Raw genomic sequence first — 12628 nt, 5'->3', positions numbered from 1 at the left:
TCCTCGTGACGAAGCGATACGAGTGCGCGGACGCCGATCAGCTCAAGGACGGCCTCGGCGAGGCCAAGACCGCGCTGCAGTCGGAGCAGCTCGTCGTGATACCCACCGACACGGTTTACGGCATCGCCGCCGACGCGTTCGAGCCGGCGGCCGTACGCCGGCTGCTGCGCGCCAAGGGCCGCGGGCGCGATATGCCGCCGCCCGTGCTCGTCGCGGCGACGACGACGCTCGACGCGCTCGCGACGAACCTCCCGGGGTACGCGAGAGACATGGTCGCCGAGCTGTGGCCGGGAGGCCTGACGCTGGTCTGCCGCCAGCAGTCGTCGCTCTCGTGGGACCTCGGTGACAACCGCGAGACCGTCGCCGTCCGCATGCCCGACAACGAGTACGCGCTTGCGCTGCTCAAGCAGACCGGGCCGCTGGCCGTCAGCAGTGCCAACACCCACGGTGATCCGGCCGCGACCGATGTCGACGCCGCCGAGGAGATGCTCGGCGACAGCGTCGCCGTCTACCTCGACGGCGGCACCTGCGCCGACTCGACCGCCTCGACGATCGTCGACGTCACCGGACCCGACCCGCGCGTGCTGCGCGAGGGCGCGATTCCCCTCGATCGCCTCAAGGAGTTCAACGAGCATGTGACGGTCGTGTCCTGACCCATGCGCGAATATCTGCTGGTGTTCGTCGCCGCCATCGGGGTGACGTACCTGCTCGGCGTGGCCGCTCGCGAGCTGGCCCTGCGGTTCAACGCCGTCGCCCGGGTGCGCGACCGCGATGTCCATGCGATCCCCATCCCGTACTTCGGCGGCATCGCGATGCTCGGCGGGCTCTGGGCCGCGTACCTCGTCGCGCGACACCTGCCGTTCCTGTCGCTCGCACCTGACGAGCAGGTCTTCGACCCCGCCCTCGCGGTGCTCGTCGGCGGTACGTGCATGTGCGTCGTCGGCGTGATCGACGACCTCTTCGAGCTGGACCCCCTGAGCAAGTTCGCCGGGCAGGTGCTCTCGGCGGTCATCGTGGTCGCGATGGGAGTGCAGTTCCTGTGGATCCCGCTGCCCAGGGGCGGTATGCAGGGCATCGACCCGATCCAGGTGATCATCTTCACCGTCTTCTGGATCGTGCTCACCGCCAACGCGGTCAACTTCATCGACGGACTCGACGGCCTCGCCGTCGGCGTCATCGCGATCGGTGCCGGCGCGTTCTTCATCTACGCGTTCATCCTCGCCGTGGAGAACAACCAGCCCCGTGCCATCGCGGCCGCGCTGCTCTCGGCATCACTCGCGGGTGCGTGCGTCGGCATGCTCCCGCACAACTTCTTCCCGGCCCGGATGTTCATCGGCGACTCGGGGTCGATGCTGCTCGGCATGGTCCTCGCGTGCTCGGCCGTCACGCTCGTCGGCCAGTTCCCGCAGACCAACGTCTCGCAGGGCATCGGCGACGCCCAGGCGGGCTTCCAGGCCGCCCTGCTGCCGTTGTTGCTGCCGTTCGCGATGCTGCTCGTACCCCTGCTCGACCTGGTCATGGCCGTCGTGCGGCGTACGCGCGCCGGGCGCTCTCCGTTCAGCCCCGACAAGATGCACCTGCACCACCGCCTGCTGGAGATCGGGCACTCCCAGCGGCGTGCGGTGTTGGTGATGTACATGGTCGCCGCGCTCGTCGCCTTCGGCACCGTGATTCTGAGCCTGTTCGCGGGCTGGCAGTCGGTGCTGGGCATCGCGGTGCTGGCCGTCGTGACGCTCGGCGTGGCCTTCCTGCTTCCGCGATGGCGTCAGGAACCCGCCCCGTAGGTCGGCGCCGTACGCGCGACCCCGGGCCGTTTTGCTACCGCGCGAAACTTTGTGCTAGTTTTCACAAGCACGGCTTTTACAAGCACAGAGACCGCCCACCCGCACAGGACGGCCGCCAATGATGACGACCGCGAAGCCACTCGGCGACACCACCGCCGGTGCCATGTTCCGCGGGGCGATTGTGCCGAGCGCCGTCGTCGCCGTCATCAGCGTCGTGCTCAGCGTCCTTGCCGCCGGCACGACCGGCCTGTGGGGCTCCCTGCTCGGCGTTGCGCTCGTCCTCACCTTCTTCGGTCTCAGCCTGGTCGTGCTCGGCGCGACGCGGGCCGCCGACCCGCTGCTCGTCCTGATGGTCGCCCTCGCGCTGTACGGCGCCAAGGTCGTGGGTCTGTTCGTCGCGTTCATCCTGATCAACGCGGCCGACCTGGTCGACGACCCGTTCGACCGCACGGCCCTCGGCATCACCGTCATCGTGTGCACGCTGACCTGGACGGTTGGCGAGATCGTCGGCGCGACCCGTCGCCGCGAGCCCCTGTACGACCTGGGGGAGGCGTCACCGTGAACGACTGCTACCGTACGGAGCGCAATGAGCGAACCCTCGCCGCAGCGCCGTTCCTTCGATCCTTGGGCGGCGGTCGGACGGATCGGGGGAGGCGTCCTCTTCTACGGAGCGATCGGGTACCTACTCGACCGATGGTGGGGTACGCCCTTCATGGTGGCGATCGGGGTTGTCCTTGGGGCAGCCCTCGGCCTCTACACCGTGTTCGCCACATTGCGCAACACCCCCGACAACTGACGATGGCCATATCCGGATCGCCCGTGTACCCCCACAGCGACCGCTCATCAGACGAGGTGATCGTGTGACCACCGCGAGCAACACCGTGCTTGCCGAGGGATTCCATGCTCCGGGCCCCGAGTCCTTCGAGCTCCCACCCGTGTTCGGCGACGTCACCAAGCCCATGCTGCTCGTGGTGCTGTCGGTCATCGTCGTCTTCGGCTTCTTCTGGCTCGCCTCCCGCAAGGCGGCCGTCGTACCGGGCCGGCTCCAATTCGCCGGCGAGTACGCGTACAACTTCTCGCGTAACTCGATCACCCGCGACTCGATCGGCTCCGAGCACTTCCGCAAGTTCGTCCCGTACATCACGGCACTGTTCTTCTTCGTGCTCGTGAACAACCTGTTCGGGATGGTGCCGCTGCTGCAGTTCCCGTCCTTCTCGCGGGCGAGCTTCGCGTACGGGCTGGCGATCCTGACCTGGCTGCTCTACAACGGCGCGGGCATCGCCAAGCACGGGTTCGGCGGCTACTTCAAGCTGCAGACGATCCCCGGCGGCGTCAAGGGCCCGATCCTCGGCCTGATCGTCCCGCTGGAGTTCTTCTCCAACATCCTGGTCCGCCCGTTCACGCTCTGCCTGCGACTGTTCGCGAACATGTTCGCCGGCCACCTGCTGCTCGCCCTGTTCGTGCTCGGCGGTGAGTACCTCATCTTCGAGTCCGGCAAGCTCGTCTACGCACCGGTCGGCGTGCTGTCGCTGGTGATGGCGCTCGCCGTCAGCTTCCTGGAACTGTTGGTGATGTTCCTGCAGGCGTACGTCTTCGCGCTGCTCACCGCGATGTACGTCGGCGGCGCGCTCGCCGACGAGCACTGAGACCCCGTCCGCCACACTGACCCGACAAGTTTTCTACCCAGAAGTTTCAACACCGACGCACAAGCGTCACGACGAAAGGAAAAGCCGTGGGAGGCTCGCTCAACATGATCGGGTACGGCCTGGCCGCCATTGGGCCAGGTATCGGCATCGGTCTGATCTTCGCCGCGTACATCAACGGTGTCGCCCGCCAGCCGGAGGCACAGTCGCGACTGCAGGCCATCGCGATTCTCGGCTTCGCCCTCGCCGAGGCGCTCGCGATCATCGGCATCGCGCTCGCGTTCGTGCTGACAGGTTCGCTCACCGAGTGACCAGACTCCATCTGAACTGAAGGCAGGCCACGGTATGACAATCCAGGCTATGAGCGGGGCACAGCTCGCGGCTGAAGAGCCGCAGCCCCTCGCGGTGCACGCCTCGGAGCTCATCCTCGTCGTCGTCGTCTTCCTCATCCTCGTCGGACTCATCTGGAAGTTCGTGGTTCCGAACTTCGAGAAGGCGTACGCGGAGCGTACGTCGGCGATCGAAGGCGGGATGAAGGAAGCCAAGGAGGCGCAGGAGGAGGCCAAGGCCGCGCTCGAGCAGTACAACGCCCAGCTCGCGGAGGCTCGCCACGAGGCGGCCCGCATCCGCGAGGAGGCGCGTGAGCAGGGCGCGCAGATCGTCGCAGAGATGCGCGAGCAGGCGCAGTCCGAGGCCGAGCGCATCACCTCGACCGCGCATCTGCAGGTCGAGGCGGAGAAGTCGCAGGCGCTCCTCCAGGTGCGCCGCGAGGTCGGCACCATCGCCACGACGCTCGCCGAGCGGATCGTCGGTGAGTCGCTCGAGGACGAGACGCGTCAGCGTCGCACCGTCGAACGCTTCATCGAAGACCTCGAGGGCAGCGACAGCGGCGTCAGCGAAGGGGCTCGCTGATGCGAGGAGTCTCTGCGAAGTCGCTCATCCCGGTGCTCGAGGCCGTCGACCAGCAGGTCGCCGGCGGAGCCGACGCGCATGTTCTCGGCGACGAGCTGTTCGAGGTCGTCGCCCTGTTCGACGCGGAGCCGCGGCTACGCCGGACCCTCACCGACCCGTCGACCGAGACGGCCGCCCAGGAGGGCCTGGTACGCCAGATCCTCGGTGACCGCCTCGATGCGTCGACGCTCGACGTCGTCGGCGCGGCCGTACGCGGGCGGTGGAGTGCGGCACGCGATCTCGCCGACGGTCTCGAGCAGGCGGGCGTCACGGCGCACGTCGCCGGCGCCGACAAGGCGGGCAGGCTCGACGAGGTCGAGGACGAGCTGTTCCGGTTCGGCCGCGTCGTCGCGGGCGATGCCGCGCTGCGGTCGGCGCTGACCGATCGCGGAGTGCAGGCCGGTCCGAAGCGAACGCTCGTCGGCAACCTGCTCTCCGAGAAGGCTTCCGCCGCGACCGTTGCGCTCGCACGACAGGCGTCGGTTGCCCGGGCGAAGGGCTTCGAGGCCACCCTCGACGAGTTCGCGGAGATCGCGGCATCGCGCCGCAACCGACTGGTGGCGACCGCACGCGTCGCGGCCCCGCTGTCGGACGACGAGAAGACGCGGTTGGCCGCGGCACTCGGCCGGAAGTACGGTCGCGATGTACACGTCAACGTCGTCATCGACGCGAGTGTCGTCGGGGGCGTATCCGTCGAGGTGGGCGAAGACATCATCGACGGAACGGTCGCCAGTCGACTCGAGGACGCCCGCAGGCGCATCGCCGGCTGACCACCATTCGCGACCACCAGATTTTGCTAGACCGATGAGAAGGCAGGAACACTGAAATGGCGGAGCTCACGATCCGTCCGGAGGAGATCCGCGACGCACTCGCTTCGTTCGTCGCCGACTACCAGCCGGAATCCACCAAGAGCGAAGAGGTCGGCGTCGTCGCGGAGGCGATGGACGGCATCGCGATCGTCGAGGGGCTTCCCTCGACAATGGCCAACGAGCTGCTCGAGTTCGAGGACGGCACTCTCGGCCTCGCGCTGAACCTCGAGCCGCGCGAGATCGGTGTCGTCATCCTCGGTGACTTCTCCGGCATCGAAGAGGGCCAGCCGGTCCGCCGTACCGGCGAGGTGCTGTCGGTTCCCGTCGGCGACGGCTACCTCGGCCGCGTCGTCAACCCGCTCGGCCAGCCGATCGACGGCCTGGGCGACATCGAGACCACCGGTCGCCGCGCCCTCGAGCTGCAGGCGCCGTCGGTCGTCCAGCGGCAGTCGGTGAACGAGCCGCTGCTGACGGGCATGAAGGCGATCGACTCGATGACGCCGGTCGGTCGTGGCCAGCGGCAGCTCATCATCGGTGACCGCCAAACCGGCAAGACGGCGATCGCGGTTGACACGATCATCAACCAGAAGGAGTTCTGGGCGTCGGGCGATCCCGATAAGCAGGTCCGCTGCATCTACGTCGGCATCGGCCAGAAGGGCTCGACGATCGCGAGCGTCCGCGGCGCCCTCGAGGAGGCCGGCGCGCTCGAGTACACCACGATCGTGGCCGCACCCGCCTCCGACGCCGCCGGCTTCAAGTACCTCGCGCCGTACACCGGATCGGCCATCGGCCAGCACTGGATGTACGACAGCAAGCACGTGCTGATCGTGTTCGACGACCTGTCCAAGCAGGCCGAGGCGTACCGCGCCGTTTCGCTGCTGCTGCGCCGCCCGCCGGGCCGCGAGGCGTACCCCGGCGACGTGTTCTACCTGCACAGCCGGCTGCTCGAGCGTTGCGCGAAGCTGTCCGACGAGATGGGCGGTGGCTCGATGACCGGCCTGCCGATCGTCGAGACCAAGGCGAACGACGTGTCGGCGTACATCCCGACCAACGTCATCTCGATCACCGACGGCCAGATCTTCTTGCAGTCCGACCTGTTCAACGCCAACCAGCGCCCGGCGATCGATGTCGGCATCTCCGTGTCGCGCGTCGGCGGCGCCGCGATGCCGAAGTCCATGCGCAAGGTGACCGGTTCGCTGAAGGTCGACCTCGCTCAGTTCCGCGCGATGGAGGCGTTCGCGATGTTCGCGTCCGACCTCGACGCCGCTTCCAAGCAGCAGCTGGCGCGTGGTCAGCGGCTGATGGAGCTGTTCAAGCAGGGCCAGTACGCGCCGTACCCGGTCGAGGAGCAGGTCCTCTCGATCTACCTCGGTACGTCCGGCAAGCTCGACATCGTGCCGGTCGAGGACGTCCTGCGCTTCGAGCAGGAGTTCATCGACTACGTCAAGCGTTCCGAGGGCGGCATCCTCGACGCGATCCGGGAGTCCGGCAAGTACGAGGACGACACCTCGGAGTCGGTCGACCGCGCGTACGACTCGTTCCTCGACCAGTTCGAGACCAGCGAGGGCGGCACCATCCAGGCCGGCCGCGAGGAGTACGAGGCACTTTCGAGGACTCCGACGTCGAGCAGGAGCAGATCGTCAAGCAGAAGAGGGGCTGACGACCCATGGCCGTATCGCTCCGCGAGTATCGCGCGAAGATCAAGTCGACACAGTCGATGAAGAAGATCACGCGTGCCATGGAGCTCATCGCCGCCTCGCGCATCATCAAGGCGCAGCAGGCGGCCGCGGCGGCGACCCCGTACGCCCGTGAGCTCACCCGTGCGGTGTCGGCGCTCGCGACGTACTCGAACGTCGACCACCCGCTCACGACCGAGGCCGAAGACCCCAAGCGGGCCGCCGTTCTCGTCATTGCCAGCGACCGTGGGTTGGCGGGCGCGTACGCCTCATCGGCGCTCAAGGAGGCCGAGCGGCTCTGCGAGAAGCTGCGGGCCGAGGGCAAGGAGATCGACCTGTACGTCAGCGGTCGCAAGGCCGTCGCGTACTACACGTTCCGCGGCCGGTCGGTCGTCGAGTCGTGGACCGGGTTCTCCGAGCGGCCGACGTACGAGGAGGCGCGCGAGATCGGCAACACGCTGGTCGAAGCCTTCAACACCGACGCGGACGACCCGGAGGCCGAGCATCCCGAGCGCGCGGTCGACGAGCTGCACATCGTGTTCACCAGGTTCCGGAGCATGCTGACGCAGACACCGGACGTCATCCGGCTGCTGCCGCTCGAGGTCGTCGAGGGCGAGGAGCGCCCGGAGGAGTCCGAGGTCCTGCCGCTCTACGAGTTCGAGCCGAACGCCGCCGAGGTCCTCGACGCGCTGTTGCCGCGCTACGTCCACAGCCGGATCTACTTCTGCCTGCTGCAGGCGGCGGCGTCCGAGCTGGCTGCGCGGCAGCGGGCCATGAAGGCCGCGACCGACAACGCAGAAGACCTCATCCAGAAGTACACCCGGATCGCCAACCAGGCCCGCCAGGCCGGTATCACCCAGGAAATCAGCGAGATCGTCGGTGGCGCGAATGCGCTTGCCGACGCGACCGCGGGGAGCGAGTGAGAGAAATGACTGCCACCCTTTCAGAAGAGCAGGCCGCGGAGTCCGCGGCGGGAGTCGGGCGCGTAGCCCGGGTCGTCGGGCCCGTTCTCGACGTCGAGTTCCCCGTCGACACGATGCCCGAGATCTACAACGCGCTGACCGTCGAGGCGACGATCGGTGACGAGACGCACGAGCTGACCCTCGAGGTCGCCCAGCACATCGGCGACGGCATGGTCCGGGCGATCTCGATGCGCCCGACCGACGGCATCGTCCGCGGCGCACCCGTCGCTGACACCGGCCGGCCGATCTCGGTGCCGGTCGGCGACGCGACGCTCGGCCACGTGTTCAACACGATCGGCGAGTGCCTGAACCTCAAGGAGGGCGAGACCCTCGAGGTGAAGGAGCGGTGGGGCATCCACCGCAAGGCTCCGGCGTTCGACGCGCTCGAGGCCAAGACCGAGATGTTCGAGACCGGCATCAAGGTGCTCGACCTGCTCACGCCGTACGTACAGGGCGGCAAGATCGGCCTGTTCGGCGGTGCCGGTGTCGGCAAGACCGTGCTGATCCAGGAGATGATCGCCCGAGTCGCGCGCGACCACGGTGGTGTGTCGGTGTTCGCGGGCGTCGGTGAGCGTACGCGTGAGGGCAACGACCTCATCACGGAGATGGACGAGTCCGGAGTGCTCGGGCAGACCGCCCTGGTGTTCGGTCAGATGGACGAGCCACCCGGTGCCCGTCTCCGGGTCGCCCTGTCGGCGCTGACGATGGCGGAGTACTTCCGCGACGTGCAGAACCAGGACGTGCTGTTGTTCATCGACAACATCTTCCGGTTCACCCAGGCCGGCCAGGAGGTTTCCACGCTGCTCGGCCGGATGCCGTCGGCGGTTGGTTACCAGCCGACGCTGGCCGACGAGATGGGCGTGCTGCAGGAGCGGATCACGTCGACGCGCGGACACTCGATCACCTCGATGCAGGCGATCTACGTACCCGCCGACGACTACACCGACCCGGCACCCGCGACGACGTTCGCCCACCTCGACGCGACGACCGAGCTCAACCGTGAGATCGCGTCGATGGGTATCTACCCGGCCGTCGATCCGCTGACCTCGACGTCGCGGATCCTCGACCCGCGTTACATCTCCGCGGACCACTACAACACCGCTACCCGGGTGAAGCAGATCCTGCAGCGCAACAAGGAGCTGCAGGACATCATCGCGATCCTCGGTGTCGACGAGCTGTCCGAGGAGGACAAGGTCGTCGTCAACCGGGCGCGCCGGATCCAGCGGTTCCTCTCGCAGAACACCTACGTGGCCAAGCAGTTCACGGGGATCGAGGGCTCGACGGTTCCGCTCGCGGACACGATCGAGTCGTTCACCAAGATCTGTGACGGCGAGTACGACCACGTGGCCGAGCAGGCCTTCTTCATGTGCGGCGGTCTCGACGACGTCGACAAGAAGTGGGCCGAAATCCAAAAGGGTCTCTGATGTCCGACGACGTCCTCCGAGTAGAGCTGGTAGCCGCCGACCGTGTCGTGTGGTCGGGCGAGGCGACCAACCTCATCGCCCGCACGGTCGAGGGCGATGTCGGCATCCTGGCCAACCACGCGCCGATGCTCTCGCTGATGGTCGAGGGCGTCGTCGAGATCGAGACGACCGACAACGAGACGTGGGTCGCCGCGGTCGAGTCGGGGTTCCTGTCCGTGGCCGAGAACCGCGTGTCCGTCCTGTCCGAGCAGGCCGAGATGTCCCACGACATCGATTTCGAGCAGGCGAAGCGCGACCTGGAGCAGGCCCGCCAGACGGGTTCGCTCGACCTGCCGGCCGAGCAGGCCGTACGCCGCGCCGAGGCGCGGATCCGGGCGGTCGAGATCGCCGGCTGACGCCGACACCGACGGCTATTGGGCCCATGCACCGTGTGAATGGTGCATGGGCCTAATATTGTGCGCAGGGCGGTTCTCGGGTTCGCGAGCCTCGTCCTCATCGATTCCCAGCCTTCGAGGGAGTTTTGCGTTGCCGCCATGGGAGTGGGTCGTGGACTCCTTCGGCGTGCTCGTACTCCTTGCGATTCTGGTCGGTGTCGCGATGATCGTACGACGACGCCTGCTGGCCCGCAGTGGCGGAACATTCGAGCTCAGTCTCAACAAACGCCCGGCAGCTCCGAGCGGACGCTCGGCGCGAGGGTGGACCCTCGGCATCGGCCGGTACGCCGGCGAGCGGCTGGAGTGGTTTCGAGTCTTCTCGCTCGGCATTCGCCCGTCGTACACCCTCGAGCGCGGGCACGTCGAGGTCACGGGCAGGCGCGAGCCCGTTGGCCCCGAGGCGTTCGCCCTGTACGCCGGCAATGTGATCGTCGAGTGCCGTTCGGCCGACCAGACGATCCAGCTCGGCCTCAGCCCCGAGTCGCTGACCGCTCTGCTCGCGTGGCTCGAGTCCGGCCCGCCCGGGCGAGAGTCCGGGAAAGTCATCTGACGAGATCCGGCGGAGCAATCTCGCGCATTTTCGTTTCACCGGGCAACCTGATCGCCTAGTATCGCGTCATTCCGCAATACACGCCGGCCAGATCCGGCCGGTGGAATATTCAACGGGGGTAGAAATGCGCAACAGAATTCTGATAGTCGCGGCCGGCGCCGCCACGCTTGCGAGCGGCGCGCTTCTTCCGGCGGCCGGTGCCGCCGGGGCGACCGGGGACGGTAGCGATGCCGTGCCCATGTGTGGTCGCAGTGCGTCGTACGTCGTCTCACACCGAGACGTCGACGGCGACGGCCGCCGCGACACGATCAAGTCCGGCGGCTCCAAGGGCCAGACCGTGATCGTGAAGATCAACGGTGGCGAGACGCTCCGGCGTTCGATCAAGGGCTCCTTCGTGGAGGCGCTCGGTGCAAGCCGGATCGACGGCCGGCGGGGCGCGGAGATCGTCGTCGCAGACGGCTTCTCGGGTGGTCAAAACGGGGCGCGGATGGATGCGCGGGTACTCACGTACCGCAAGCACCATCTGTATCTGCTGGCGGCCCCGACCGGCGGCAGGCAGTGGCGTTCGCACAGCATGCCGGGGATCGAGTCCGGTTGGTCCAAGCATCGTGCGCACAATCGGCGGTACCTGACCCATCGGGTGGTCCGACGCGTCGACGGAGGCAAGCGGTTCACCGGCCGGGCGGTCGACTTCCGGTGGCAGGACGGTGACTGGACACGGGCGGGGTCGCGCAAACTGCACTTCCCCAGCCGGAAGGCCGCCAACCGCATCGTCGGCTGGCGCATGCAAGGAGTCGAGTACTGGGCCGGCTGCTGAGGTAGCCCGACCAGCAACCGCGCAAGCCGCCGGCGTCGCGACGCCGGCGGCTTGCGCATGTTCGCGGTCCGTGGGAGCGTCGCAGCGACAACCGATGGTTGGTACGGGAGGGGTCCCAACGTGCTGAAGCGCATCCTGGTCATCGCCGTCTCGGCGCTCGTCGTCGTCGGGCTGACGTCCGCGCCGAGCGCCGCCAAGAGCAAGACGATCCGAGATGAGGCATCGTTCGATGCCGTCGACATCCGCCGAGCCAAGATCGGGTACGCGAAGCGCACCGTGCGCGCGCGGACGTTCTCGGTGCTCAGCTCCGATCAGACGATCTGCATGGCATTGCTCTACGGCAAGAAGAAGGGCCGGGTGCACTACTCGGCGCGGGCCTGCATCACCATCAGCGGAAAGAAGCACCGGAAGCTGGTGAAGATCACGCCGCATGGCTCCAAGCGGGTCACGTGCCGCGGCATGAAGGCGCACTGGCGGCAGAACACCGAGGGGATGATCAGCAAGCTGAAGGTCCCCCGGAGCTGTTCGAAGAAGATGGGCGGCCGAGCGTCGTACTTCAAGGTCTTCTCGTACTCCGGCGGCAGCCCGAGCGACCACACCCGGCGGGTCAAGGTTCGCCGCGGCTGAGCCGCGGCGCTAGGTACGCTCGCCGCCGGGCACCCACAGCACGTCGCCCTGCTCGCGGTTCGCGTACCGCGCCAGGATGAACAGCAGGTCGCTGAGCCGGTTCAGGTAGCGGATCGCCGCCTCGTTCATGGTCTCGCCGTGCTCGGCGTACGCAGCCCACGCCGAGCGCTCGGCGCGGCGCACGACCGTGCGGGCGACGTGCAGCACCGACGCGCTCCGCGAGCCGCCGGGCAGGATGAACGACCGCAGCTTCGGCAACGGCTCGAGGTAGTGGTCACACCACTGCTCGAGGCGGTGGACGTAGTCGTCCTCGACCCGCAATGGTGGGTACTCGGGGTCGGCAACCACCGGGGTGGACAGGTCGGCGCCGACGTCGAAGAGGTCGTTCTGTACGTGCGTGAGCACGTCGACGACGTCCCGATCGAGCTCGCCGAACGAAAGCGCGTACCCGATCTGGCTGTTCGCCTCGTCGACGTCGGCGTACGCGAGCAGGCGTAGGTCGACCTTGCTGGTCTCGCTCATGTCGCCGAGCCTGGTGCGGCCGCCGTCGCCGGTGCGGGTGTAGATGCGGGTCAGGTTCACCATGGGTGCCCAGACTATCCGCCGTTGCCGCGCTGTTCGTCACCCCGTACGAGTAGCCGCGCCTCGCCGTACTCCTCCGGCCAGACGAGCACGTCGACGCCGCTCTCGGCCTGCGAGGACGTCGCCCGGATGCCGCCGTGGCGAAGTCGCGTGGTGACCCGGTCGGCGGCGTCCTGGGTGGGTAACCGCGCCAGCGTCACCAAGAGGCCTCGTCGTGCAGCCCGGCGGTTGCGCGCTGGCGTCTGTGACCAGCGCAGGACGAGCGCGAGCGCGCCGATCACGATGAAGACGACCACGGGCATGAGCAACTGCTGCACGGTCGAGGCCGAAACGGCGAGTTCCATACCCTCAGTGTCCCGCCCGTTACAG

At 67.6% G+C, this 12628-nt stretch carries 16 protein-coding genes and 1 pseudogene; 15 read left to right on the top strand and 2 right to left on the bottom strand.

The window, feature by feature from the left end; translation table 11 throughout:
- The first annotated feature begins 5 nt into the window (after positions 1 to 5).
- The 15 genes and pseudogenes from L0C25_RS02640 (at position 6) to L0C25_RS02570 (ending at position 11677) form a co-directional block, all read left to right on the top strand.
- The gene (locus L0C25_RS02640) at positions 6 to 653 is read left to right on the top strand and encodes an L-threonylcarbamoyladenylate synthase (RefSeq protein ID WP_271634833.1); all 648 of its coding nucleotides are present in this window, start codon (positions 6 to 8) and stop codon (positions 651 to 653) included.
- A 3-nt stretch (positions 654 to 656) separates the two neighbouring features.
- Entirely contained in the window at positions 657 to 1784 is a 1128-nt protein-coding gene (locus L0C25_RS02635) for an MraY family glycosyltransferase (protein ID WP_271634832.1), read from the top strand.
- 118 nt (positions 1785 to 1902) lie between these two features.
- Positions 1903 to 2346: a hypothetical protein gene (locus L0C25_RS02630; protein WP_271634831.1), complete on the top strand. Its 444-nt coding sequence runs from the start codon at positions 1903 to 1905 to the stop codon at positions 2344 to 2346.
- Between the two features lie 24 nt (positions 2347 to 2370).
- Complete coding sequence (locus tag L0C25_RS02625; RefSeq protein ID WP_271634830.1) at positions 2371 to 2580, top strand: AtpZ/AtpI family protein; 210 nt, start codon at positions 2371 to 2373, stop codon at positions 2578 to 2580.
- Positions 2581 to 2644: 64 nt separating this feature from the next.
- Positions 2645 to 3430 (top strand): F0F1 ATP synthase subunit A, encoded by a 786-nt coding sequence (gene atpB / locus L0C25_RS02620; protein WP_271634829.1) that lies wholly within the window; start codon positions 2645 to 2647, stop codon positions 3428 to 3430.
- A 104-nt stretch (positions 3431 to 3534) separates the two neighbouring features.
- On the top strand, positions 3535 to 3738 hold the full coding sequence (gene atpE / locus L0C25_RS02615) for an ATP synthase F0 subunit C (RefSeq protein WP_271636780.1): 204 nt from the start codon (positions 3535 to 3537) through the stop codon (positions 3736 to 3738).
- 49 nt (positions 3739 to 3787) lie between these two features.
- Positions 3788 to 4339, top strand: coding sequence for a F0F1 ATP synthase subunit B (locus L0C25_RS02610; RefSeq protein ID WP_271634828.1), 552 nt, complete (start codon positions 3788 to 3790; stop codon positions 4337 to 4339).
- Positions 4339 to 5148, top strand: coding sequence for a F0F1 ATP synthase subunit delta (locus L0C25_RS02605; RefSeq protein WP_271634827.1), 810 nt, complete (start codon positions 4339 to 4341; stop codon positions 5146 to 5148). Before L0C25_RS02610 ends, L0C25_RS02605 begins: the two co-directional genes overlap by 1 nt.
- Before the next feature lie 56 nt (positions 5149 to 5204).
- Positions 5205 to 6847: pseudogene (atpA, locus tag L0C25_RS02600) on the top strand (F0F1 ATP synthase subunit alpha).
- Positions 6848 to 6853: 6 nt separating this feature from the next.
- Positions 6854 to 7786 (top strand): F0F1 ATP synthase subunit gamma, encoded by a 933-nt coding sequence (locus L0C25_RS02595; protein ID WP_271634826.1) that lies wholly within the window; start codon positions 6854 to 6856, stop codon positions 7784 to 7786.
- A 5-nt stretch (positions 7787 to 7791) separates the two neighbouring features.
- Positions 7792 to 9249 carry a F0F1 ATP synthase subunit beta gene (gene atpD / locus L0C25_RS02590; RefSeq protein WP_271634825.1) on the top strand — a complete coding sequence of 486 codons (1458 nt, stop codon included), beginning with the start codon at positions 7792 to 7794 and terminating at the stop codon, positions 9247 to 9249.
- The gene (locus L0C25_RS02585) at positions 9249 to 9644 is read left to right on the top strand and encodes a F0F1 ATP synthase subunit epsilon (protein ID WP_271634824.1); all 396 of its coding nucleotides are present in this window, start codon (positions 9249 to 9251) and stop codon (positions 9642 to 9644) included. Before atpD ends, L0C25_RS02585 begins: the two co-directional genes overlap by 1 nt.
- 151 nt (positions 9645 to 9795) lie before the next feature.
- Positions 9796 to 10233, top strand: a complete 438-nt coding sequence (locus L0C25_RS02580) for a DUF2550 domain-containing protein (RefSeq protein WP_271634823.1) — start codon at positions 9796 to 9798, stop codon at positions 10231 to 10233.
- A gap of 124 nt (positions 10234 to 10357) precedes the next feature.
- Positions 10358 to 11050, top strand: a complete 693-nt coding sequence (locus L0C25_RS02575; protein WP_271634822.1) for a hypothetical protein — start codon at positions 10358 to 10360, stop codon at positions 11048 to 11050.
- A 120-nt stretch (positions 11051 to 11170) separates the two neighbouring features.
- Positions 11171 to 11677 carry a hypothetical protein gene (locus L0C25_RS02570; RefSeq protein WP_271634821.1) on the top strand — a complete coding sequence of 169 codons (507 nt, stop codon included), beginning with the start codon at positions 11171 to 11173 and terminating at the stop codon, positions 11675 to 11677.
- 9 nt (positions 11678 to 11686) lie between these two features.
- Here the strand turns inward: L0C25_RS02570 and L0C25_RS02565 are convergent, their stop codons facing one another.
- Together L0C25_RS02565 and L0C25_RS02560 are read right to left on the bottom strand one after the other, a co-directional pair.
- A complete protein-coding gene (locus L0C25_RS02565; protein WP_271634820.1) occupies positions 11687 to 12262 on the bottom strand; it encodes a cob(I)yrinic acid a,c-diamide adenosyltransferase in 576 nt (191 codons plus the stop codon).
- 11 nt (positions 12263 to 12273) lie between these two features.
- The gene (locus tag L0C25_RS02560) at positions 12274 to 12603 is read right to left on the bottom strand and encodes a hypothetical protein (protein WP_271634819.1); all 330 of its coding nucleotides are present in this window, start codon (positions 12601 to 12603) and stop codon (positions 12274 to 12276) included.
- Positions 12604 to 12628: the final 25 nt, after the last annotated feature.

The organism is Solicola gregarius, assembly GCF_025790165.1.
GTDB lineage: Bacteria > Actinomycetota > Actinomycetes > Propionibacteriales > Nocardioidaceae > Solicola > Solicola gregarius.
This window is presented reverse-complemented; position numbering and strand designations above follow the sequence as displayed.